Here is a 23,684-nt window from a genome sequence, read left to right as displayed (position 1 = left end):
TTTTTCGGACAAATTTGGCAAAACATAAATACGATAAATATAATTTCTGGTTTTCATTTCACCAAAAAACAATGAAAAGAGTTATCGAAGAAAGGAAAAAGGAAGAAAAGAAAAAGAGGCAACAAACAGAAGGGACAGGAGATGAGTGAACAGCATAAAAACCTTTTCATGAGCGCCTTAAAAACCACAATTCCCGTGTTTCTCGGCTACATCCCCCTGGGAATGGCTTTCGGGTTTCTGCTTGACGGGGCAGGATACCACTGGGTCTATGCCCTTATAATGGCAATTTTCATCTATGCAGGCTCGGGGCAGTTCCTGGCAGTAGCCCTGCTGGCGGCAGGAGCCGGGATTACGGAATTTGTGATTGCCACACTGCTCCTGAACCTCAGGCACTCCTTCTACGGCCTCTCTCTCCTTGACAGGTTCTCCGATGTCGGGAAAGTCAAGCCCTACCTGATCTTTGCGCTCACGGACGAGACCTATGCGCTCCTTACTTCAACAGAAGTCCCGGACGGCGGGTCGAAGTCAAAGTTTTACCTCTACATAGCCGCCCTCGACCACCTCTACTGGATAACAGGCTGCGTCCTCGGGGCAGTGCTGGGCTCCCTGCTCGACCTCAACCTGGAGGGTATGGCTTTCGTGCTGACAGCCCTTTTCGTGGTGCTCACCATTGAGCAGTATTTCAACGCAACTTCGCGCTTCCCCTTCATGGCAGCCCTCGGGGCAGGGGTGGTCTCCCTGGTGATCTTCAGCCCCGAGAACATGCTTCTGCTCTCAATCATCCTGGGTACCTTCATCCTGATTGCACACGAGAAATTCATGGGAGCGAAGTCAGGAAATGTTCTGCAAGCTACTGCTACTGCTGCTGAAGCACAACCTGTATCTCAGCCAGTCCCCCATCCAGTCCCTCAGCCTGCTGCACAGGTGGCTGAAAACAAAGCGAAGGAGGAAAGCTCATGACAGAAATGTTTGGAACAATGGAAATGCTTGTAATCATCACGGCCACTGCCCTTGCAACCTTTGCCACAAGGGCGCTTCCCTTCATCTGTTTCAGCTGCAGGGCTCCCCCGGAGGGACTCTCTGCAATCGAAAAGAACCTGCCTCCAATGATCCTGCTGCTCCTGGTTATCTATTGCCTGAAAGACGTTCAATGGTTTGCCGCACCTTACGGGCTTCCTGAACTCTTCACCATCGGGATGGTGGCAGGCCTGCACTTCTGGAAGCGAAACGCCATGCTCAGCATCTTCGCAGGGACAGGGCTTTACATGCTGCTCGTGCAGTGCGACGTGTTTTCATTCCTTTGAAAAGGTAATACTCCGAACATATTCATAGTAACTTAATCATAGAAACTTAAGAAAGTAATGGAAATACTAAAAGTGATGGGGAATACTGAAAAAACTGAACAAAGAAGTTTTTCCTTTTTTTAAAATAAGCCAAGTTTTATATAGGTCGACCTCGATGCATCCCGCTGAAGTGACCTTCATGAACGAAAAAAAACTTGATTTACCTTCACTCAAAAGCAAAGGCTTCCTGCCCCAGAAGCAGGAAAACACCTTTTCTATGCGCCTCCACAGCACAGGCGGCCGCATCGAGGCAGCACAGCTCCGGGCTATTGCCGACGCCGCCGAGAAGTACGGGGACGGGCACATCCACATCACTTCAAGGCAGGGAGTCGAAATCCCCTTTGTCAAACTGGAAAACACGGGCATCATCAGCGAAGAAATGGAAAATGCCGACCTTTTCGGGGGAGCCTCCGGCAAAAAGGTCAGGGGAGTTGTTGCCTGCCAGGGAAACACTGTCTGCAACCACGGCCTGATCAACTGCCCGGAACTTGCGGAAAAAATAGATGCCCTGTACTTCGGGACCTACGCCCCCAAGAAATTCAAGATCGCAATCACGGGCTGCCCCGCTGCCTGCATGAAACCCCAGGAAAACGACTTCGGGATCATGGGCACGGTCCTCCCGGCCTGGGTGGAAGAAAACTGCGTGGACTGCGGACGCTGTGTAAAGACCTGCAAGGCAGGAGCCCTCAGCATCGAAGATGGAAAACTACAGATCGACAGGGAAAAGTGCATCCTCTGTGGGGAATGCATCGCAGCCTGCAGGAAAGATGCGCTTCAGGCAGAAAAGACCGGCTACACGATTTTTGTGGGTGGGAAAGTGGGCCGCTTCCCGAGAACCTGCACGAAACTCCTCGAAATGGCAGATGAGGAACAGCTTTTCTCAGTCCTCGAAAAAACCCTGGAATATTACAGGGAACACGGGATGGAAGGAGAGAGGTTCGGGGATTTGCTGGACAGGCTCGGGTTTGAGAAATACAGGGAGAAAGTTCTCCCCTAAACAACCTTAATTTTTTACATATCTTACTTTTTTCTTACCTCCCTCATTTCTTCTTGCATCTCTCCTTCATTTCCTCTTCCCTTCCGTTTTTTCAGTTAATCCATTTTTGTATCCTGTTGCGTCCTGAAACACTCAAAATTAATAACCTCTCTTCATACCAGATTCCGCAAACCAGACCCCTATAGCCCCGAATCCCAGGAGCAGCGCCACAAATTGGACAAGCCCACCAAGGTAGGGAATTTCGTAAACAATCGCGAAAACAACTGCCCCTATCAGGTAATACATCAGCTCCCCGGCTTCCTTTTTAAACACCCTCTCGTAGATAAGTTCTCCTGCCAGCAGTTTCACCGGGACCGTGGCAACCAGGAGGGCCAGGGTCGTTAGAAGAGCGAGCAGCACCGAGAGGCTCCACCCGAAAATCGTGAAGAGGAGGAGAAGAGACATGATCGGGAGGAGAAGGAGCATCACAAGCCCCAGGAGCCCGGCTTTCAATGCGGATTCCCGGACGGTTTCCGCAAGTCCGGCCACGAAGTCCCGGAAAAGGTAGATCAGGACCAGGCCGAGAGCCAGGGAGGAAATGAGCCCGACAATGAAGCCGAAAAGCCCGAAACCTTCGGCTGCTTCTTCGACGAAATCATCGGTTTCTGCCCTTTCGATAACCGTAAGAGAGCCGCCGACATTTTCTTCCAGGTCAGGAGGGACGTTTTCGGCATTGAGTTCGAGGTTCCCTTTTAGCTCGAAGTTCTCCCCGGTCCGAAGCGTGCCGGTGGAGATCGAGCCGTCCCCGTTGATCACCCCGTCCAGCGTAACTTCGCCTCCTGCCAGGAGGACGTCTCCTTCCACCGTGCTGTCTTCGGAAAGGGAAATCTCACCTCCAGCTGCCACGAAGTCCCCTCCGACGTTGCCGTTAACCCTGATACTGCCGCCTAAAGCAATAACATTGCCCGAAACGTCCCCGTTTACGATGATCATTCCCCCGGCTCCTGTAAAGTCGTCCCCGACATCTCCTTTTACATCCAGCCGGGAGCCGGCAAGCACAAGGTCCCCTTCGATATTCTCATCGATTACCAGGTCATCTCCGCCGCCAAAAGCGTTCCCCGAACTAGTAACCCTGAAACCGGAATCTTCGTTTTCAGCCCCTGCCGGAAGAGCCAGCAGGGAAAAAAGTATTATAAGAATAACCAGACCGAATTCCATCTTTCGTTTCATAAACACCCCTCCTTTGAACTATCCATAAATTTCAGCTACCTCTGAATTGATCAAAATCCCTATAATCACATTTCCTGATTCGATAAGTTCATTAACATAAATTTCTCCCCGATTGCATAATAAATGTTACATGAAATAAATAGACAGAAAGAGAAAGAGAAAGAGAAAGAGAAGAAAAAACAGCTTAATCATCAAGACGATTTTTTAGAAATCAAGATATGTTTGTGGTAAGAGTAATGCAATTTTTATTCATTTAAATATACTTTATGGAAAAGCCGGTCAGCAAGCTGACCGATGAGAACGCCGGTACCTATAAAACAGGTCAAAAAAAGGTTGTCAGGAACAGCTGAAAAGGGGAATTACAGCTACGTTTTCCAGGTTGATTTAGATTCTTTTCTACGGGCCTAAAAATGTATAAAAAAGATTCTAAAAAGAAAAAATTAATAGAAGAGCTGGACAGCAGAATTGGAAAATAGGAAGAAATAGAAAGGTAAGAGGAAATCTGCTTACCAGGTGTTAGAGTGGACCCTTGATGCGTCATACCTCTCTTTGCTTTCTTTTTCTTCAGCAGGGTAGCCGACGGAGATGATTGAAAACGGGATAATGTGCATCGGGATATTCAGGAGTTCACGAATTTCCCGGACCATTTTTTCGGCTGGGAAAACTCCGAGCCAGACTGCGCCCAGCCCCAGGCCATGGGCTGCAAGGAGCATATTTTCACTGGCTGCAGAGCAGTCCTGGACCCAGAAATCCTTGAACTTCTCCATACTTTCGTCTCCACATACGATTATTGCTGCCGGTGCCTGCTTCAGCATCTTTGCGTAAGGATGGATGTCTGCGAGCTTATCAAGCATGGGACGCCTGTCGACCGTGATAAAATGCCATGGCTGCTCGTTTCCGGCTGACGGCGCGTTCATGGCAGCTTTCAAAAGCTCCTCGATCAGGTCCCTGGAAACAGGTTCTTCGGTATATCTTCGAATACTCCTTCTGGACAAAATAGCTTTCATAGTTTCCATAAATATTCCCCCTATTCACTAATGCCGTTTTATAACGGATAAAAGTATTGTCAGGAAAAAAATAAATTAATAAGTAAAAAACGTGAAGGGGGATCTTACATAAAACGCTCAAACCTTTCCTTTTTCGCCTTGCAGATAGGACAGACTGCAGCAGGCTCGTCCATGGCGCAGAGATAGCCGCAGACCGGACACCTCCAGACAGGTTTGGAAAGTTTTCCCGTAAAAGTAAAACTTTCACTTTCCCTTGCTTTTGCGGCCTTGCGGGTTTCGGGGGAGGGGCGCCTTTCGGGGATGGAACCCAGTTCCTTTTCTCCTTTCAGGACCTCTTCAGAAACATAGAGGGCGCAGTAGCAGGCTCCGTACTCGCTCAGGTCAGGGTCCCGGTAGTTGCAGGGACAGATGATGTCCAGGTCCTCTTCCTTTTCCCCGGAAGCGAGCCTGCAGGGACAGGCCCAGTACCCGTAGCGCTTTTCATTTACCAGGATCCCGAGGACCAGTTCTTTCGTAAACTCTACATCAGGGTTCAGGTGATAACCCGCACGTTCGGCTTCCCTGTCCATCCGGGCATGGAGTTTGTCCACGTCTTCCTCGGTTATTCCGTATCCCTCGGAAATATCCTCTCCCATCTCAATCCCTCTCCTGGAAACCAAGAGCTTCACGAATCTGTTTTTCCTTGAACCCTACAATTGCTTTTTCATCATTGATAATCGTAGTCGGGAAAGAAAGGACCTCATTAAAGCGTCTTACTTCTTCAACGGCATTCGTTTCCTCATCTCCCTCAAGCCGGTCAACATAGACGTAATCAAACTCCACTCCCAGCTCGGTAAGCAGTTTTTTCGTTCTTTTGCACCAGACACAGGTGCTGAGCCCGTACATTACAATCTTTCCCCTGTCGATTCCCTCTACATGCTTTCCTTTCTCTTTCTTCCAGCCAAAAAGGTCCATGATATGCCCCCTTTAATTACGTTAATTTTGCCTTACTTGTATGAGTACTTTCCCTTGGAATTTCCCGTCCTCTAACCCCAACCCTGTAAAGCCGAAGCCCTGGAGCTGAAGAGAGCCAGAGGAGGCAGCAAAAGGAAATTCCCACAAATATTTATACAAGTTGTTCCCATCATATCGCGTCCCTGAAATAACAATCAGGGTATGGAAAATCGATTAAAAAATCGAATTACAAACCAAATTATAATTACTGAAAATATAATATATAAACCAGGTACAACAAACCTGAGTTACAAAAACTGAGAAATTTACCGGGGTCACAAGCTTCAATGAATGTTATTCTTACCTGGATATTGATTGCACTCTGTCTGGTCCAGTCCGGAATCTTTTCCGGGCTAACGATAGGGCTTTTCGGATTGGGGCGGCTGAGGCTTGAAATCGAAGCCGAGGCAAATAATAAAGACGCCCTGAAGGTCATGAAAATCAGGCGGGACTCTAACTTTTTACTCACAACCCTGCTCTGGGGAAACGTCGGGGTTAATGTTCTCCTGACCCTGCTCACGGACTCCGTAATGGCAGGCACTGCAGCTTTCTTTTTCTCCACATTCGGGATTACCTGTTTCGGAGAGATCGCACCGCAGGCCTATTTCTCCAGGAACGCTCTGAAACTCGGAGCCCGGCTGGCTCCCCTGGTCTACTTTTACCAGCTGCTCCTCTATCCCGTGGCAAAACCCTCGGCCCTGCTTCTTGACTGGTGGCTGGGCAGGGAAAAGCTGGAGCTTTTCAGGGAGCAGGCCATGAGGATTATGCTGGAAAAGCACATAAAATCCGCAAAATCCGATATAGGGGTTTTTGAAGGCATAGGAGCCCTGAACTTTCTCTCAATTGACGATGTCTCCATCTCCGACGAAGGCTCGATAATAGACCCTCGCAGCATCATATCTCTTGAAGTCAAAAACAACCGGCCTGTATTTCCTCCCTTCAACAGGGAACCTTCGGACCCCTTCCTGCAAAAAATAGAAGCCTCGGGAAAGAAATGGGTGATCATAACCAACCCCGGAGGAGAACCCGTGATGGTGCTGGATGCCGACGGTTTCCTCAGGGACGCCGTCTACAAGAAAGGCCCCTTCCTCCCCCTCTCATACTGCCACTTCCCTGTAGTGGTAAAGTCCCCGAAGACCCGGCTTGAAAAAGTCATCCGCCAGTTTAAGGTCTACCCCCAGCACCCGGAAGACGACGTGATAGACCAGGACCTGATCCTCTACTGGGGCGACGAAAAGCGGATCGTGACCGGATCGGACATCTTGGGACGTCTGCTCCGGGGAATCGTAGTGGAATGCGGAACAGGAAAAGAAGAAGGACGTCCCATCCACGCATCTACCCGTAAAAAGAGATATTGAAAGGGGACCTAACCTTACGTTTTTGACACACATTCAGATTATTTACCTTTATCATCCGGGTATGCGGGAAGGGATGAGACCCCTTTTTCAGGGAGGGAAACTCCCACCGCAAAGTGGTAGAGGTCCTGGTATTCGTGTCCTTCAAGCCCTAAGGTTTCGTGTAAGGGATTGTCAAAGAAGCAACCTATCCCGCAGCCCCTGAATCCCCGGGCTTCGGCTTCCAGGTAAAGCAGCTGCCCGAGGATTCCGCATTCCCAGAAGAGGTAAGGATACAGCCAGGAGCCGAACTTTCGGAGGGGGGCTTCGAATTCCGAGATCATGCAAACGGTAAAACAGGCATCTGCCGCCTTTCTCTGGGCACAGGAAAGCTGGGCGGCAAAATAGTAGAGAGACTCTTCCACAAGCATATAGAATTCAAGATCAGGAGGACAATTTTCCGGGCGCTCCCAGAGGAAGTCTCCGCGCATGGTAGCTTTAAGCTTTCCCTGTTCCCCGGGTTTTCGGAGGAAGATGTAGAGTCCGGGAAGCAAACCTTTAACCCGGTTCACAAAAATGAGCAGGTGGGCAAAGGGCCCGAAAGCCAGGGTGTTGAACGGGGGAACAGCCGGGTCCCAAAGAGTTCGCCTGAGCATGCCGTAAAAAGTTTCTTTTTCCATGTAGGCACTGTTGTTCATTTCCAGAGCACTTCTTCTGGAACGGATAACCCTGCTCAGGGAAACTCCACCAAATTTCTTTTCCATTTCTTTTTCTTTTTCAGCTATTATTTCAACTTCTATTTTCTTTCCCACTTCAGCTTCCTGCCTGAATTCCCTGAAAAAATCCGTTTTCTCTTTCCGGCTTGCCAGTATGGCTCTTTCTATTTCCACCCATTTAACATGTTTCGGGCTCAGACGGCTTGGATAGCCTTTCCAGGAAAGCTTTTCAAAGGCAGGGAGTGCTGCAGAATTAATTTTATTTCTCCTCAAGCCTTTTCCGGAGGGAAAGATTGCAAGGAGGCATGCAGGTTCTTCTTTTTCCGGCCCCGTACTTCCGGAAATTCCCAGGAGGGAAGCGATCTCCTCCGAACCCATGTCTTCAAGGAGCTTTGCCTCCCAGCCTAGCCCTGCAGCAGCAAAACCGAGGGCTCCCACAGCATGCCCTATATCGTGGTTGGAATACCTGAATGCCCGGATGCCGTATTTCCAGGCCACCCGCCAGTGAATGGAACTCAGGCCGGCAAAAACAGTACCTTCGGGAAAGCCGGAACTCAGGAGTTCCCAGGTTTCGGGGGAAAATTCCGCCCTGAGTTCAAGGGCATGTTCCAGGGGGGAATAATGACAGACAGCCGGCTTTTTCAAAAGCCCCTCAACAGGGCCTGAGATCAGGTAGCCTTCTGTAGGGTGCAGGTTCCCGCTGGAAGGGTTGACCCTGAGGGGCCACTTTGCAAAACCTGTCTTTTTCCAGACCGAGATCGCGAGGCTGTCGAAAAACAGCCTGGATATACTCTTCCTGTCCAGGGGTTCGGGTGGAATTTCCCCGGGAATGAAGACCTGTTCGTAATCCGGGAAGTTTTCTTTTACTGCGCCCGCACTCCCCGTATCCAGCTTCAGAAGCGGAGCTCCCACATAGCGGAGAAAAAGGTCCGGCTTTGTCTCCATGTCCAGGCGGCGCGGACCAGGGGAATAGGCCCCGAAGTTGTGCTTGCTTGCCTCATGATAGGCCAGGATGGCTTCAAGTTCCTTTGACATATTGCACCAGTTTTCCACGCGGATATTTTTCGCATGATTTGTCGATTTTACGGGTACGGGGAGTTTTGAAATATACTGTGAATTTTGAAAGGTACGGGAAGTTTTGAAGATATGGCGAATTTTGAAAGATACGGTGAATTTTGAAGGATTAAGGCAGGTTTTGAAGAGTTTCAGACCTGTTTAAGGGCTCTGAGCACGGCTTTTCCGAAAGCTTCCGCACTATTCGGGTCCCTGCCCGTTATTACCTTCCCCGAAACGATAACTTCCCTGTCCTCGTGAAGGGCACCGTGCTTCTTCAGTTCATGCAGGGTCTCAGAGCTCTTGAAAACCGTGCTTTTCTTACCTTCGAGGATGCCAGCCCTTGCCAGGACCACAGGCGAGATGCAAATTGCAGAAACCACTTTGCCTTTAGCATACGCGGCCTTAACCAGCTGTTGCAGTTTTTTGTTGTCCCAGAGGTAGGCCCTGGAACCCGGCCCCCCGGAAATTACGATTGCGTCATAGTCGTCCATGCTTGCCCCGGAGATCCTGATGTCGGGTTTAATCGTTCCCCCTAGCATTCCTTTCGCAGTTTCGGTAAACTCGGCGGCAACCGTAACTTCTACCCCCACAGCCTCAAAAAGCTGCTTCGGGACAAAACATTCCTCATCCCTGAACTGTTCCTGGGCGATCACAAGCAGGATTTTTTTGCCTTCATACTCGGATTCTGTCATCGGGTCACCTTCCTGGCTTTACTGGCTTTAGAGAATGTCTGTGCTCTGGAAAATGCGGGGGTTTCGAATTCAGATAACTATTTTGAACTCAGAGAACTGACAAATTACTTCATTTCCGACTACTCCTGATGCCATAGGCAAACTCAGGACCGTCGGCAAAGCAAACTATGGTAAGAAGTATTGCAAGAATAATTACCGCAGTAACCCACATAATGTCCCCAGCACAGTAACATTACCCCACATAGTACATTATTCTGCAGCTATAAATTAATGCTTGCCCGAAAATGAGTGACTCTGGGAAAATTCCAATTATGCAGGCCGGAAAGTAAAGAGAGTAAAAACCGCTATTAAAAACCTGAAACCAGCAGGTAAACCCCGCCGGAAATCCCTGCCCCGGCAAAGGTCGCCAGGAAGTTGACCCCGCTGTTTGAAAGTTTACCCCATTTCTGAAAGGTAGCCCCGAGCAGGCTGTCGACGTTAGTTCCGAAAAAGCCCCCTGCCGTTGTAACCAGGACAGAAAGCAGGAGGTTATCCGAGACCCCGAGCAGGTATGCCAGCAGCCCTATTACCGCTGAGCCCAGGAGAGCAGCAAGTTCCCCAAGCCCCGAGACTGCCCCGTCTTCTCCGGGATTTGCGAGTTTGAGGGTGGTTATCATCCTGGGCCTTCCTTTTGCCGTGGTCCCGATTTCACTTGCCAGGGTATCCCCGGTTGCCGTGGCGACGGTTCCAAGGTAAGCATAAAGAATGGGCAGGCTGAGTTCCGGGAAGACCCCATGGGCTACGGCAAGGGCAAGGGCAGCCGTACTGTTCGAAAAAACGTTTTCATAACTCCGGATCCCGTCCTTGGCCTGGGCAATCCCGATGGACTCCTTGTACGCATACTTGTACCTCGTAAATCCGCCTCCCAGGATGAAAAACGCCAGAAGAAGGATGTACCAGGAAAGCCCGCTGAAAACTATGATCAGGACTCCGAGAAGTGCCGCACTCAGGAGGGCAGAAACGTCGGCAATCTTTGCCCTGTAAGCCAGGCAGCCCAGGAGAAGGGAAAAAGCAAGGGCTATGAGCATCCTTTCCGGGGGGACCCAGTACCTGAATTCTTCGAAAATCCACATTGTCATTCCCGCCCCCAGGGGCACGGAAATGTTGCTGTCGATTCTGGAGGGGATGGATTCAAAGAGCGAGCCTGTCACAGCTCCTATTACTGCTATGAAAAAGACCAGGCTGGGAGACACAGGGAAACCCTGCCAGTAAATTACCCAGTACCCTACAAGGAATGCCGCAAGGATCCTCAGCCCAAGGAAAACGGAACTCCAGAGCAGGGAAAAACCCTTCCTTTTCGTCCTTCTTTCCCCGGAACCAAACCCGCCGCATCTAGCGGACTCAGGAGAATACCAGTTATGGCTTCCTACAACCGAAATGGCAAAAGCTCCAAGGACGATGTAAATGGGAAGATGATAGGAGAAACTTTCGAAAACTGCCGAAACAAGGAACATGAGAGACATTGAAAAAGCAAGGTTGAGTTCACTTCCATTACCTGAAGTGGCCCTTCCAGAAAACCTCAGCCAGAAAAAAACTCCCAGGGAAAGAAGAAGCAGGACATGCACCCCTGCAAAAGGGGCAATCAGAATAAGCAGGAGATATGCGGCATGCATCACCGTAATCCCCGGACCTGAATTTCTTTTTTCAATATTGAGGCTGTTTCCATTCATAGTCCTGCATCTTCTGTTTTTTCTGGATCCTTTAAAGAAGTTACATAGAATAGGATTTCATTTATAAATAGCTAGTTGTTTTCCGTGGATAAAAAAGTTCACTTTCCTTTTTTAATCTGGAAAAGACAGACCGCTTTTCTGCTTTACATCTCCCTCAAGAGCTTATAAATTATCACATAAACGATAAAACCGGCAACCATGAGGATAATGACAGTAGAAATATGATCAGCGAGATACAAAAGTTGTGAACCATTTGCCCGGAGAAAACACCTGTATGCTTTCGCTTATTCAATATAAAATATATAGTAGGTTATAGAATATTGTTAAAGAGACAGGCGATTGACCTCTGTGGTCAACTACTCCTGAGTAAAGACCCGGGGGTTTCTTGCTGAATTATTATGAATTGGGGATTCATATCAAAAATTATTCAATCAATAGGTATAACCGCCAATATACCCAATATTATTCAGGAAATACGCACGATATTATTTCGGGAACATACTCAATTACTCAATATTACTTAGGAATATACCCGGTGTTGTTCAGGTTTATTCCGGTGAACTTTGTTGTGAGGGGGAAGAATGAAAAATTACGACCTGATTGTGATAGGTACCGGTTCTGCAATGAATTATATCAATTCGATCATCGAATCGAAACCCGAAATGAAAATCGCGGTCATCGACAAGGACGATCCTGGGGGGATCTGCCTTACCAGGGGATGTATTCCTTCAAAGCTCCTGCTCTACCCTGCGGAACTTTTAAGGGAAGTTGAAACCGCGCCGCTCTTCGGAATCGAACTGGAAATCAAAAACATTGACTACCGCATGGTAATGGAGCGGATGAGGGGTAAAATCAGGGAAGACATCGAGATGATAAGGGAGGGGTTAACGGAGAGCCCGAACCTGGACTACTATCCCGATACCGCGGAGTTTACGGGTCCGTATACCCTGCAGGTGGGAGAGGAGACAATCTATTCCGAGCTGATCTTCCTCTGCACGGGTTCGAAACCGGCGGTCCCGCCCGTGAAGGGGCTTTCGGAAGCAGGATACCTTACCAGCGATACCGTACTCGAACTCAACGAATGCCCCAAAAGCCTTGCAATTCTCGGTGGAGGCTACATTGGTGCCGAATACGGACACTTTTTCTCGGCTATGGGGGCAGAGGTCACGATTATAGGGAGAAACCCGCAGTTTTTGCCGGAAGAAGAGCCCGAAGTTTCGGAACTTGCCAGGATAAAAATATCGGAATACCTGAACCTCCTCACAAACCATGAAGCCGTTGAAGTGGTCAAAGAAGAAAACGGGCAAAAAACCGTTATTGCAAGAGAAAGGAGTTCAGGCACGGAAGTGGAAATTACCGCTGACGAGGTCCTTGTTGCGACAGGCAGAGCCCCGAACAGCGACATTCTCCATCCGGAAAAGGCAGGAATCAAAACGGACAAAAAAGGCTGGATCTCCGTAAACCGGCACCTGGAAACGTCCCTGCCGAACGTCTGGGCTTTCGGGGACGCAAACGGGCAGTACCTGCTAAAACACGTGGGGAACTATGAATCCGGGATCGTTTACCGGAATGCCATCCTTAAAGAAAAAGTAGAAGTCGACTACCATGCAGTCCCACACGCAGTATTTTCTTACCCCGAAGTCGCAAGTGTGGGCATGAAAGAAGCCCGGGCGATCGAAGATTACGGGAGAGACAACGTACTCATCGGCTACCACCGTTTTGAGGACACCGCAAAAGGCACGGCAATGGAAGCCGAAGACTATTTCGTAAAAGTCATCCTGGAAGGAAAAAGCGAAAAAATCCTGGGAGCCCACATAATCGGCCCCCATGCGTCCATCCTTATCCACCAGATAATCCCGCTCATGTACACGGAAACGGGAAGTGCAGCCCCCCTCATGGATAGCATGGACATCCACCCTGCCCTGAGCGAAGTCATAAGCAGGGCATTTTATTCCAGAATGCCTCCGGAATATTATCACCATGTCCTGAAACACCTTGGGCTCGAGGTGTAAAAGGGGATTTCAGAAGCCCTTTTCCTTTTATTGCTACCGTGATAATTGCCCCGATTAGTTCCCTGATTATTACCCGTTTATAGTCCCAAACGCAAATATTTACACTTACACTTACATTGTAACCACGGAAGACACAGAAAGCACGGAATGATTGGACCCCCATTTCCTTAATTCCGTGTTTTCTGTGCTTTCTGTGGTTAAACTTTCACCTGAGATTGGTGAAGGAATTTGGGTCATTGGCTTATAGTTCCCGGATTGTTTCCCGGATTATTTCCATGATTATCCCTGATTATTTCCATGATTATCCCTGATTATCCCTGATTATCCCTGATTATCCCTGATTATCCCTGATTATCCCTGATTATCCCTGATTGATTTCTCGCATTATTTTTTGACCAGATCGAATGCCCACCTGCTAATTCCGGGGGCGACGTTTCCGCTGCGTCTGAAAAATTCGACCCTGAGACCCATTTTTTCATATTCCTCAATAAGGCCGGAGAGCTGGGATTCGGCTTTAAAGGTATAGAAGTGAATGGAACCGCCGGTCCTTACCAGCCCTGCAACTTCCCCAAGGGAGCGGTCCAGACCGTAGGGGGTCGGGACAATAGCCCTGTCGAATCCCTGTTCAGGCATGGAAATGCCAGGTTCGAGCTGTCGGAAGACTTCTTCGGCGTCTCCCTGGACAACGGTTATTTTCTCATCCAGCCTGTTCAGCCGGATATTTTCCCGCAGGCAGGCGCAGGCATCCGGGTTCAGTTCGATTGCAAGCACCCCTGCACCTTTTCCCGCAGCCGGGAGGACGAAAGGGCCGACCCCGCAAAAAGGGATCAGCACATTTTCGGAGGGGATAACTTTTGCTGCCACCCTTCCTCTTTCCCAGTAGAGGCGGGGATTAAAGAAAACCTTCCTGACATCCAGCCTGTAGGCATAACCGTTTTCGCGGTGAACGGTTTCCGTGGAGTCGCCCAGGAGAAGCTCGAATCCGGCTACCCTGTGCTTCCCTTCCAGCCTGCTAACCTTGTTTAGCACGGCCCGGGTATTTCCTCTCATCGAAACGAGTTTTTCGGCAATATCCCCTCTGTAGGTCTCGAGTTCGGGAGGGATTGAGATTACCGCCACATCCCCTATGTAATCAAAACGCTTCGGCACCCGGTCCAGCAAAGCGTCCTCTACTATACCTTTCAGCTCGTCCTGCAGATTCATTTGCCCTTACCTCTGCCCTGCTAATTATAAAGCCTTTCCACCTGCTTTGCTAATTTAACCTGCAGGCAACTCCTTCTATTTTCCACAATTTATTTTTCAGTCGTCCCGCATTATTCGCTTGATGTTTTCGACTAAAAGGAAAAATAATGGCTGGCTACAAATTTGTAATCAGTACCGGAACAACCGGAACTAGTTATCTCGTGTCGTTTTTGTCCCGGACGCCTAGAGCGTCCGGCCTTTTCAAAACAAAAATGAGAAAATAGAAGAAAGGAGATAAATCCCAAACTCTGAAACATATCAAACTCAGACACATATCAAACTCAGACACATATCAAACTCAGACACATATCAAACTCAGAAGCAGTTTAAATAATAATGATTTAACCACAAATAGAAACAAATACAGTCTGCAAATATTACTTTTTCTGATTTCTTTCTGATTTCTTTTTTGTGAGGGCCGCCAGGCAAGCTGGCGGAGGTTTTTCGATCTCTTATCAGTAAAAAATGTTTCTCTGACCAGGCGAACATTCTTCGAGCTTATAAAAGCAAGGAAGATGGGATTTTTTGGGAATTTTGGAACAACATCAACCGATTAATGATGGAGCACCAAAATATCTCTCATGTCTCTCTAGCAGGGAGAGTATTTTTCGGTTTCTGCAATTCCAACTTTGTAACGATCTCATTTTTCTCGAAAACTCCGCCTTCCGCGTTTCTTTACATTATTTTAAGGTTTCGTTTTTCTTCCGTGAAAATTTGTGAAAAAGAGAGGTTGACATGTTGATAAAAATTTAAATAATGTAAATAAACGTCCACGATGGTATTTATTAGGAGTCTGTTGAACAAATGAGACCCATGAAGCGTTTAATTTGAAAAAAAAGCTTTTTTATGTCCGTAACCTTAAAAAAGCAAATCATAAATCTAAAGTACGACGCGTACGATAGAATATTAACATTTGTTAATTAAAATAAATGAACATTATAAAAAATTATTTTGTAAAAAATAATTTTTACTCTTTATATTGAAAAACTAAAAAGGTAATTTTATGGACGCACAAACAACGTACGGGGCTCTTGCCCTGCTGCCTCCCCTGGTCGCCATCGTACTTTCGATCTGGAAGCGGCAGGTCATTGTGGCCCTTGTCTTAGGTATCTGGATTGGTGCAACGGTCATCAACGGATATAACCCCTTTATCGGGCTTCTACAAACCTTTTCACACTATATTGTGGAAAGCGCCATTGCCGATGCCTGGAACGCCGGGCTGCTCGTCTTCTGTCTTGCTATCGGTGGGATGATCGGGATCATGTCCAAGATGGGAGGCACAAAAGCCATCGCAAGCTCCCTTGTAAAGAAAGCAAAGGACAGCAGGTCCACCCAGCTTGCAGCTGCTTTCATGGGGATTGCAATCTTCTTCGATGACTACGCCAATTCCATGGTCGTAGGCAACACCATGAGGCCCATTACGGACGCACAGAAGATCTCAAGAGAAAAACTGTCATACATCGTGGATGCAACTGCAGCATCCGTCTCTTCCATGGCCCCGGTCTCCACCTGGATTGCAATGGAACTCGGGCTGATTGCAGGTTCCCTGGGGACCCTCAACATCGAAGCAAACGCGATCATTGTCTTCTTCCAGTCCCTGCCTTTCCGTTTCTACTCAATTTTCACCCTTGTCCTTATGTTTTCCCTTATTATCCAGAAAAGGGACTTTGGCAAGATGCTCGATGCTGAAATCCGCGCCCGCAAGACCGGACAGGTCTATGCCGAAGGTTCGACCCCCCTCTTTGTGGAAGACAAGAACCTCATGCCCCCTGAAGGTGTAAAGGGTTCGGTCTGGGACGCAGCCATCCCGATCATCACTTTTGTCATCGTTGCAACCGTCGGGCTCTGGTACAGCGGATACGAACCCGGGATCAGCATCAGGGACGCATTCGGGAATGCCGACGCCTCCGTTGCCCTTACCTGGGCCGCCTTCCTCAGCTCCATAGTCGGGCTTTCAATGGGTCTTGCAAAGAAGAGCTTCACCCTGGACGAAGGGGTCACTGCCTGGGTCGATGGGCTCAAGTCCATGGTAATCGCGGTTATCATCCTTGCCCTGGCCTTTGCCCTGAAGTCCGTGATCTCCGAAATGCAGCTTGCCGAGTGGCTCATCGCAGTTACCCAGGGTGTCCTTTCAAGTTCGGTCCTCCCTACCCTTACCTTCATAATTGCGATGTTTATCGCCTTTGCCACCGGGACTTCCTGGGGTACGAACTCCATTGTCCTGCCAATCGTCGTCCCCATCGCAGCCGCAATTTCCGGGGCAACCGACGTTGTCACTCCCCTCATGGTAACAACCATCGGGGCAGTCCTTACCGGGGCCGTGCTTGGAGACCACTGTTCCCCTATCTCGGACACCACGATCCTCTCCTCCATGGCCTCAGGTTCGGACCACGTGGACCACGTAAACACCCAGCTCCCCTATGCAGTCGCAGCAGGAGCTTTCGCCGTGGTCTTCGGCTTTATCCCCGCCGGCCTTGGGATTTCCCCCTGGATTTCCCTCATTGTTGGAATCGTGGCCATCGTAGTCTTCGTGAAGTTCGTGGGCAAAAGCATTGATGACAACGGAAACATCCTCAGCTGAGAAACAGAACTTCAACTGAAGCAAAAAAAGAAAAAAAGTTCCGAGAAGCAGAAACTTTCTGCTTCCGGCTCTTACTATTTTTTTACTGTTTCACTATTTTTGTAATTTTGTGATTTTACGATCTACTCGCCTTCCACAAAATTAAAGTTACTTTATGCACTATTTCTGCCAACCCGTTATGGCAGGACCCATTTTCATGAAAATCGTTATAGAAACCCCAAAATACAGCTTTTTCAAATACAATAAAACCGAAAAAGGGTACGAAATAGCCTTCTTTTCCCCTCTTCCCACCATTTTCAACTACGGCTTCATTGAGGGTACAAAAAGCCCTGACGGCATGGAAGAAGATGCAGTCGTGCTGGGTTCTCGCCTGCCTCAGGGAAGCGTCCTTGAAAGGGAAAAATTTGACGGAGTGGTAAAATTCCTGGACGACTCCGTCCGGGACGATAAGAAAATAGTGTATATCAACGGTTTCCGTTCACCTTTCCTGCTTTCCCTTTACTTCAGGCTCTATGCGCTGTTCAAGGTCTTTCTCTACGCCTTCAAAAAAAGAAAAATAGCTAAGTGTAAATTCGAAGGAATAATATTTGAATAACGGATCAATTAAAAGAATCAGGTCACAGCTTCTGCTTCCTCTTCATGCTCTTCTTCAATTTCGACAATCCTGGCAATCGGGGCGTTCGTCTTCACGGATTCGATCCCTTTCATGCAACCTTCTTTACTTTTGTACCCCTGGCTTACTGCGATGATCTGCCCGTTCCTGGCCCGAAGCCGGAAGCGGTATTCTCCAATCCTGTCCAGATACACTTCAAATTTTGGCACAATATTCCCCCACTTAATCAGAACTACCAATTCTAAATTACCAATTCTAAATTACCAATTCTAGATTACCAATTCTAAATTACCAATTCTAAATTACCAATTCTAAATTACCAATTCTAAATTACCAATTCTAAATTACCAATTCTAAATTACCAATTCTAGATTACCAATCCGAACTGGTATAAAAATTCAGGATTCCGGGTCTTCCCTAAAAGGCAATTTCCCCATCCCTGTAACATATTTGACCTTAATAATTAAAATATATATCTGAGTGAAAATTATAAAAATGGGCAGATTAATACCAGATTAAACCTCGAGCCTCCCGAATAATAAAAAATCCGGGTTTTATTTAAATATAGGCAGGAGGGCAACAAACTCTTACATAATTTTTATTTAAATTTCACACCGTTAAACAGGACTTTAATATCCCTTGAGCTGGAGTTAACGCCGTTAAAACCCCTGTTACGGAATTTAGACATCCGGAAAGCCGGAAACATTTAGAAAACTATTAATAATTTGGGAAAACTCAAAATTAGGGGTGCTTAAAAATGCCTTTCCATATAATGATAATTCCCACTTTAGGCTGTCCTGCGAACTGTAGTTATTGCTGGAGTTCCGAGGAAGGGTCTCCGAGAATGAGCATTGAGACCGTCAAGGAAATTGCCGAATGGCTCAAGGATTTCCGGAACGATTCGGTTACCTTTACCTTCCACGGCGGGGAGCCGCTCCTGGCAGGTGCGGATTTTTACAGGGAGGCTTTACCAATCCTTGTTGAGGGAGTAAGTCCCAGGAACGTAGCTTTTGCCATACAGACCAACCTCTGGAAGATGACAGACGAAATAGCCGAAATTTTTGCGGAATATAACATTCCTGTCGGTTCCAGCCTGGACGGCCCGAAGGAGCTTAATGACTTCCAGAGAGGAAAGGGATACTTCGATAAGACCATACAGGGCTACAAGATAGCTAAAGCGCACGGGCTTAACGTGAGGTTCATCACCACTTTCACCTCCCATTCCGTAAATTACAAGGACGATATTTTCAACTTTTACCTGGAAAACGGCTGGACCCTTAAGTTCCACCCCGCACTTCCCTCTTTACGCGGCGACGAACCCGAGAAATGGGCCCTTGACCCGGAAGAGTACGGAAGGCTCTTAATTTACCTTCTGGACAAGTACCTGGAAAACATTGGCCAGATCGACGTCATGAACATCGACCACCTCTGTAAAGGCGTTTTCGGAGGTAGGGGAGCCGTCTGCACCTTTGTGGACTGCATGGGAGATACCTTTGCCGTAGGCCCTGACGGAGGCATATACCCCTGCTACCGCTTTGTAGGCATGCCAAAATACGTCATGGGCAATGTCTACGACCGCCCCAGCATGGAAGACCTCGCAAAATCCGACGCCTGGAAGCTCATGTTCGCATATAAGGAATACGTGGATAAGGAATGCAAAGACTGCCCACACATCAATTACTGCAGAGGCGGCTGCCCCTACAATGCCATAACCCCAAGCGACGGGGAAATAAAGGGAGTTGACCCCCACTGTATTTCCTACCAGATGATATTCGATGAAATAACGGAGCGGGTCAATAATGAGATGTTCGGGGGCTCCGGCATGGAAATGGGCCTCTTCCAGGACCCGATGAAATCATCAAAGCCAGGAATTATGTCCTTAATGCTTAAGAAAATATGAATGGAATTGAAAAAGAAAAGAGGGTAGGAAGTCCTTTCTCATCTTCCCTTTTTAATTTTCCCATTCGAGATTTTCATTCGGTTCTCTCATTCGATTCTCTGTTTTTAAGAAACAAATTCAAAATTTTAAAAAACTAATTAAATTTCCGTTACACATTCCTTTTGTTTCTGGAGATATTTTATATACATCTACTTTCAAAGCTTTAGCTTATGGAAGAGGGCAAGATCAAGAACACGATCACAAGAAGTTTCGAGCTCAATGACTACAGAGTAAAAGGTACCGAACTTTCCGGCTTCTGGGCGGATTTACTAAGCAAAGAAGAGCTAACAGTTGACGTCAACTATAAGCCTGAAAACGGAACTGCTTTCACCCCCGAAGAAGTGGGAAAAATAAGCAAAGAGATCTGCCGGAAATGTGACTGGTTTGAAGCCGAACTCCCGGAAAACATAAACTGTGAAGTCACTTTTAAGGACTTTGGAGAAAAGATTTACAACACTGAACAGCCAGGCATTGAAATCGACCCCAGGGAACTGGAAGAAATCAAAGTAATGTACCGCTTCTTTGTGGCATACTACATTTAAGCCCTGAACCTGACCCCTGAGTAAGGTCCTGAAAAACTGTTATCCGAAGGTATAACATTTATACCTCAAATATCCCTCATTGAAAAACTGATAAAAATCAATTAAGGTGTAAAAAATGCCACAACCCCAGAAAAGTCCCGGCTTTGCCGCAGTCCTGTCCTTTTTCATCCCGGGCCTCGGGCAAATTTACAACGGGCAGATAATGAAAGGGTTAATTTACATCGTCCTTGCCTCGTTTTTCGGCTTCTTGACGGTGTTTTTGATCGGCTATATACTTTATCCGCTCTTCTGGATCTACAACCTTTACGATGCTTATAACACCGCTAAAAGGTATAATGAGCGGTCCGGGTATTACTAACTTTTTTGATAGGGGATTATTTAAAGAACGGAATTCCTTAACAACTATAAAAAGAGGGAATTATCTCTCTTTTTTCCAGTTCTGTGAAATTAACAATATTCCCATTATTGCCGCAACAGGCAAGACTACTGAAGGGAACTCAGGGATATTAGTACCTGTAACCTTGCCGCTACAACCTACCTCTTGATAGCTGCCTTCATTTAAAGAAACCAAATTAAATGCAACATGAGCAGCGATGCTATAACTGCTGCCTAGTGGGGGTGTCCCGACATTATCTTTGAATCTTATTTCGATAGGACCTATAGTTTTATATTTGTTCTTTTCCTTTCCAATAAAAGTCTGAAAGTCTCCGAAACTACCTATACTTTTAGAATTAGTAGGGCCATAAATCCATTTATTATTATTATTATCATCAGAAAGATCACTGACACATACAATAGAATTACTTCCATTTTTTATCCATATATCCTTAATGTCTACATTTGAAATAGTGTAATTTCCCGTTGCATTTTCGAAAGTACTATCATTTACAGGTTCTACAACCGTAAGTTTTATGCAATTACTTTCATAGTCTACCTGAACTCTTATAGGCACACCACATTTGTAGTCATCAGTCGTCTCAGTTAAGTCAAATGTTGTCGCACTTGCAGCGCTCACTGTAATAATAAAAAATGCAAGTATTCCAACAAAGTATATAGCTCTCATTTATCTGAACTCCGTCTTCAAATATTAATTCATTTATAGAAGTGTAAGATGATAAACTTATTTAATTTGTATATATTTACAGTTTTAAAAAAACCAATTTATCGATATCTGATCCTGTTTTTGTCAAATCAAATTATGTAGACAAGTGTGTGACACTTAACTTTACTGTGCCGGACCAACAGATTACATCCCCCATAATTTTTCACTGCAAAACAGGCAAATATAACCTCTAACTAACTACTCTATGGGAGGATTTATATGAGCGTTGCACCTGAAATTCCATACAGCGCCTACGAACCAATGCTGAACCTGATACTTATTTTCCTGTTTGCATCACTGGTAATCGTATTTTTTATTTTCACTCATGCGAGACACACTGCAAAAAAGAGGCTAAAAGAAGCTGAAGAGAAGAAAATTGAAAGAATGAAAGAAATGGAAGCAAAGGAAGAAATAAAGGGCGAAGAAGAAAAAGAAGAAGAAGAAAAAGAAGAAGAAGAAAAAGAAAATTAAGGAGAAAATTGAGGAGAATGTATTCACACTTGAATCCTGAAATGCCTGCATAAAATAATACAAAATTCTAAATATGTAAGAATCAAATATTGCCCCGGTTATAATTCCCGTATGAAATTCCGAGGTAATGAAATGCAACTGAAACCCAGCAAAAGAGAACAGATTTTCCCCTTACCAATTGCCCTGATTTCCACGGCCTCAAAGAACGGAATCAGGAATGCAGCCCCCTGGTCCAATATAACCCCTATTCTCCGCCCTCTTGAAGAAGTCGTGCTTGCTTCCTGGCTTAAGCGCGATACCCTGGCAAACATCCGGGAAACCGGGGAGTTCGTGATAAATATCCCGGGTGCCGATATGATGGAAGCTGTCATGGTCTGCTCCAGGAATTATCCGCCGGAAGTGGACGAATTCGAAATGGCGGGATTAAAAGCACACCCTTCCGGGAAAATTAAAGCACCCGGAATTGAAGGCTGCCTTGCCCGGGCCGAATGTACCCTTGTGGAGGAAATACTCAGGGAAAAGTTCTCCCTCATTATAGGAAAAGTCGTAAACCTGGAAGTGGACGAAAGCTTCTTTGACGAAGAGGGGAAAATGGACTTTGAAAAGGCAAAGCCCCTGACCTGTATGTTGGGTCCGAAAGGCCTGACCTTCACATATCCGGCAGACGCCGGGAAATCGGCAGGTTATGCTGAAATGTTTCTGGCGGGGAAAGACCCGATGAACTGAACCCTGAATTATTTCTATTGACAGGTGCAGTCAGGCAAACTGGCGGAGCACCCATAACTCCCTGATCGAATAAAAGATTTTCGGCATCAAAGGAAGCCTTTTTTGGAAACAGCTGAAACTACAAAATTAACGAAGCAGAAGAGTTAGAAGAAAAAGAAAACGCAGGAAAAGAAAATAATTCCTGAAGGGAATTTTTGAGAAAAGGGAGGAAAACGCCCTCTTTTTATGCCTGATTCCGATTTGTTGGAAAAAACACCTGGTATGAATAGTTAATAAATTAAACCCTTAATCCTTTTTTCTCCTTCCCATAATGAGCATTAATCCCATTATTGCGGCAAGCGGCAGAGCGAGTGAGGGAAATTCCGGAATTTGCAAACCAGCGCCAAGCCAACTGCTGCCAATATCCCGGGTCTCCTCGTCTTCTGTAACATTTATCTCTCCGGTACCAAATTGGAGATGGACAACAATGCTATTGTTTAATTCATTCCTTGGAAGCTGGGCAACCCCCTCATTTAACTCAATTATGATAGGTCCCCGGGTCTTCCAGTTCTTCTCATTTTTAGCATGTTGACATATCGTCGCGAAATCTCCAAATTCGGATGTACTGCCTGCCGAATCGTAGCTGTGCGTCCACTGACCAGTCAAACCGCTGGCATCACTTACTGCTTTGATATCGTCATCCTCAATACAAACTTTAATAGCCTGTAAATTTACATCGGATTCTCCTTCGAGGCGGGTGCTGACGTCTTCAACGGTTATGTGCGTCCCGTTAAATTCCACTTTTACACATATACCTTCAATACTTTGATCATCAATTTTTTCGCTTGTATTAGTTAGATAAAATATTTCCGCACTTGCCGCACCAACCGTGAAAACCAGGAGTACAAGGGTCCCAACTAAAACTGCAGACTTTGTTCTCAAAACACAACCCTCCAAAAATTAGTGCACATATATTTATACAAAACTATTGTTTAAATATCTAATTATTTTAATCTTTTACATTATTTTAAAAGTGGCAATCCGAAGGAGAATTTCAAGGCTCTATAAAGTGTTTTTGAGTTTTAGTGCATGCAAGACCCTTATTTTGAAAAAGAGGGGGTTGAAGCCAGATAATTTTTTGGGATCAGGTCTTCAGGGATTGAAATCAAGAATATTTACGAAATCGATGGAGGCTTAATCCGGAAAACGGAAAGAAGATAAGTACAGGCAATTTGTAAACAAATACACAAAGTATGTCTAAAAAAGTGGTAAAAGAACCGAAGCCGACAAAAAATACAAAATCTCTCCCGTATATATAGATTTCTAAAAAATTTCAAGGCTAATTCGTAAACCAGTAAATAGACAGATTGTACTGAGATGTTTTTGACAGGTAATAGACCTGATGACAAAAATAAAAACCT

Annotated in this window: 24 protein-coding genes; 13 read left to right on the top strand and 11 right to left on the bottom strand. The window is 46.5% G+C overall.

What is annotated here, in order from left to right:
- The first annotated feature begins 14 nt into the window (after positions 1–14).
- The 4 genes from ACSAZK_RS17095 (at position 15) to ACSAZK_RS17080 (ending at position 2,340) form a co-directional block, all read left to right on the top strand.
- Entirely contained in the window at positions 15–149 is a 135-nt protein-coding gene (locus tag ACSAZK_RS17095; protein ID WP_255351022.1) for a hypothetical protein, read from the top strand.
- Entirely contained in the window at positions 142–960 is an 819-nt protein-coding gene (locus ACSAZK_RS17090) for an AzlC family ABC transporter permease (protein WP_440955219.1), read from the top strand. Before ACSAZK_RS17095 ends, ACSAZK_RS17090 begins: the two co-directional genes overlap by 8 nt.
- Positions 957–1,304 (top strand): branched-chain amino acid transporter permease, encoded by a 348-nt coding sequence (locus tag ACSAZK_RS17085; protein ID WP_440955218.1) that lies wholly within the window; start codon positions 957–959, stop codon positions 1,302–1,304. Before ACSAZK_RS17090 ends, ACSAZK_RS17085 begins: the two co-directional genes overlap by 4 nt.
- Positions 1,305–1,482: 178 nt before the next feature.
- Positions 1,483–2,340, top strand: coding sequence for a 4Fe-4S binding protein (locus ACSAZK_RS17080; protein WP_440955217.1), 858 nt, complete (start codon positions 1,483–1,485; stop codon positions 2,338–2,340).
- A 138-nt stretch (positions 2,341–2,478) separates the two neighbouring features.
- On the opposite strand, the gene ACSAZK_RS17075 is transcribed toward ACSAZK_RS17080, so the two are convergent.
- The 4 genes from ACSAZK_RS17075 to ACSAZK_RS17060 form a co-directional block, all read right to left on the bottom strand.
- On the bottom strand, positions 2,479–3,549 hold the full coding sequence (locus ACSAZK_RS17075) for a hypothetical protein (protein ID WP_440955216.1): 1,071 nt from the start codon (positions 3,547–3,549) through the stop codon (positions 2,479–2,481).
- A gap of 506 nt (positions 3,550–4,055) precedes the next feature.
- Complete coding sequence (locus tag ACSAZK_RS17070) at positions 4,056–4,565, bottom strand: nitroreductase family protein (RefSeq protein ID WP_440955215.1); 510 nt, start codon at positions 4,563–4,565, stop codon at positions 4,056–4,058.
- 95 nt (positions 4,566–4,660) lie between these two features.
- Positions 4,661–5,191 carry a ferredoxin-thioredoxin reductase catalytic domain-containing protein gene (locus tag ACSAZK_RS17065; RefSeq protein WP_440955214.1) on the bottom strand — a complete coding sequence of 177 codons (531 nt, stop codon included), beginning with the start codon at positions 5,189–5,191 and terminating at the stop codon, positions 4,661–4,663.
- 1 nt (position 5,192) lies between these two features.
- Complete coding sequence (locus tag ACSAZK_RS17060; protein ID WP_440955213.1) at positions 5,193–5,510, bottom strand: glutaredoxin family protein; 318 nt, start codon at positions 5,508–5,510, stop codon at positions 5,193–5,195.
- A gap of 326 nt (positions 5,511–5,836) precedes the next feature.
- On the opposite strand from ACSAZK_RS17060, the gene ACSAZK_RS17055 reads away from it, so the two are divergent.
- A complete protein-coding gene (locus ACSAZK_RS17055) occupies positions 5,837–6,907 on the top strand; it encodes a DUF21 domain-containing protein (RefSeq protein WP_440955212.1) in 1,071 nt (356 codons plus the stop codon).
- 38 nt (positions 6,908–6,945) lie between these two features.
- Here the strand turns inward: ACSAZK_RS17055 and ACSAZK_RS17050 are convergent, their stop codons facing one another.
- From ACSAZK_RS17050 to ACSAZK_RS17040, 3 genes are all read right to left on the bottom strand, one after another.
- Entirely contained in the window at positions 6,946–8,634 is a 1,689-nt protein-coding gene (locus ACSAZK_RS17050) for a SagB/ThcOx family dehydrogenase (protein WP_440955211.1), read from the bottom strand.
- 170 nt (positions 8,635–8,804) lie between these two features.
- The gene (locus ACSAZK_RS17045; RefSeq protein WP_440955210.1) at positions 8,805–9,347 is read right to left on the bottom strand and encodes a DJ-1/PfpI family protein; all 543 of its coding nucleotides are present in this window, start codon (positions 9,345–9,347) and stop codon (positions 8,805–8,807) included.
- Positions 9,348–9,694: 347 nt separating this feature from the next.
- The gene (locus tag ACSAZK_RS17040; protein WP_440955209.1) at positions 9,695–11,056 is read right to left on the bottom strand and encodes a DUF92 domain-containing protein; all 1,362 of its coding nucleotides are present in this window, start codon (positions 11,054–11,056) and stop codon (positions 9,695–9,697) included.
- Positions 11,057–11,637: 581 nt separating this feature from the next.
- Between ACSAZK_RS17040 and ACSAZK_RS17035 the strand changes: the two genes are divergently transcribed.
- Positions 11,638–13,068 carry a dihydrolipoyl dehydrogenase gene (locus ACSAZK_RS17035; RefSeq protein WP_440955208.1) on the top strand — a complete coding sequence of 477 codons (1,431 nt, stop codon included), beginning with the start codon at positions 11,638–11,640 and terminating at the stop codon, positions 13,066–13,068.
- 384 nt (positions 13,069–13,452) lie between these two features.
- On the opposite strand, the gene ACSAZK_RS17030 is transcribed toward ACSAZK_RS17035, so the two are convergent.
- On the bottom strand, positions 13,453–14,271 hold the full coding sequence (locus ACSAZK_RS17030) for a class I SAM-dependent methyltransferase (RefSeq protein WP_440955207.1): 819 nt from the start codon (positions 14,269–14,271) through the stop codon (positions 13,453–13,455).
- A 1,042-nt stretch (positions 14,272–15,313) separates the two neighbouring features.
- Between ACSAZK_RS17030 and ACSAZK_RS17025 the strand changes: the two genes are divergently transcribed.
- Together ACSAZK_RS17025 and ACSAZK_RS17020 are read left to right on the top strand one after the other, a co-directional pair.
- Complete coding sequence (locus tag ACSAZK_RS17025) at positions 15,314–16,891, top strand: Na+/H+ antiporter NhaC family protein (protein ID WP_440955206.1); 1,578 nt, start codon at positions 15,314–15,316, stop codon at positions 16,889–16,891.
- A 196-nt stretch (positions 16,892–17,087) separates the two neighbouring features.
- The gene (locus ACSAZK_RS17020; protein ID WP_440955205.1) at positions 17,088–17,486 is read left to right on the top strand and encodes an inorganic diphosphatase; all 399 of its coding nucleotides are present in this window, start codon (positions 17,088–17,090) and stop codon (positions 17,484–17,486) included.
- 17 nt (positions 17,487–17,503) lie between these two features.
- Here the strand turns inward: ACSAZK_RS17020 and ACSAZK_RS17015 are convergent, their stop codons facing one another.
- Positions 17,504–17,713, bottom strand: coding sequence for a YegP family protein (locus ACSAZK_RS17015; RefSeq protein ID WP_048178392.1), 210 nt, complete (start codon positions 17,711–17,713; stop codon positions 17,504–17,506).
- A 548-nt stretch (positions 17,714–18,261) separates the two neighbouring features.
- Here ACSAZK_RS17015 and ACSAZK_RS17010 point away from each other — a divergent pair.
- The 3 genes from ACSAZK_RS17010 (at position 18,262) to ACSAZK_RS17000 (ending at position 20,343) form a co-directional block, all read left to right on the top strand.
- On the top strand, positions 18,262–19,404 hold the full coding sequence (locus ACSAZK_RS17010; RefSeq protein WP_440955204.1) for a TIGR04083 family peptide-modifying radical SAM enzyme: 1,143 nt from the start codon (positions 18,262–18,264) through the stop codon (positions 19,402–19,404).
- 209 nt (positions 19,405–19,613) lie between these two features.
- Positions 19,614–19,985: a hypothetical protein gene (locus ACSAZK_RS17005; RefSeq protein ID WP_440955203.1), complete on the top strand. Its 372-nt coding sequence runs from the start codon at positions 19,614–19,616 to the stop codon at positions 19,983–19,985.
- A 115-nt stretch (positions 19,986–20,100) separates the two neighbouring features.
- The gene (locus ACSAZK_RS17000) at positions 20,101–20,343 is read left to right on the top strand and encodes a DUF5683 domain-containing protein (protein ID WP_440955202.1); all 243 of its coding nucleotides are present in this window, start codon (positions 20,101–20,103) and stop codon (positions 20,341–20,343) included.
- Between the two features lie 60 nt (positions 20,344–20,403).
- On the opposite strand, the gene ACSAZK_RS16995 is transcribed toward ACSAZK_RS17000, so the two are convergent.
- Positions 20,404–21,048, bottom strand: coding sequence for a PEF-CTERM sorting domain-containing protein (locus tag ACSAZK_RS16995; RefSeq protein WP_440955201.1), 645 nt, complete (start codon positions 21,046–21,048; stop codon positions 20,404–20,406).
- A gap of 258 nt (positions 21,049–21,306) precedes the next feature.
- Here ACSAZK_RS16995 and ACSAZK_RS16990 point away from each other — a divergent pair, with 258 nt between their 5' ends.
- Together ACSAZK_RS16990 and ACSAZK_RS16985 are read left to right on the top strand one after the other, a co-directional pair.
- Complete coding sequence (locus ACSAZK_RS16990) at positions 21,307–21,558, top strand: hypothetical protein (protein ID WP_440955200.1); 252 nt, start codon at positions 21,307–21,309, stop codon at positions 21,556–21,558.
- 132 nt (positions 21,559–21,690) lie between these two features.
- The gene (locus ACSAZK_RS16985) at positions 21,691–22,284 is read left to right on the top strand and encodes a flavin reductase family protein (RefSeq protein ID WP_440955199.1); all 594 of its coding nucleotides are present in this window, start codon (positions 21,691–21,693) and stop codon (positions 22,282–22,284) included.
- A gap of 285 nt (positions 22,285–22,569) precedes the next feature.
- Here the strand turns inward: ACSAZK_RS16985 and ACSAZK_RS16980 are convergent, their stop codons facing one another.
- A complete protein-coding gene (locus ACSAZK_RS16980) occupies positions 22,570–23,205 on the bottom strand; it encodes a PEF-CTERM sorting domain-containing protein (RefSeq protein WP_440955198.1) in 636 nt (211 codons plus the stop codon).
- Between the last annotated feature and the right edge of the window lie 479 nt (positions 23,206–23,684).

The organism is Methanosarcina sediminis, from assembly GCF_052056915.1.
Taxonomy (GTDB): domain Archaea; phylum Halobacteriota; class Methanosarcinia; order Methanosarcinales; family Methanosarcinaceae; genus MTP4.
Note: the sequence above shows the minus strand (reverse complement) of the source record. Positions and strands in the feature narration are given on the sequence as shown.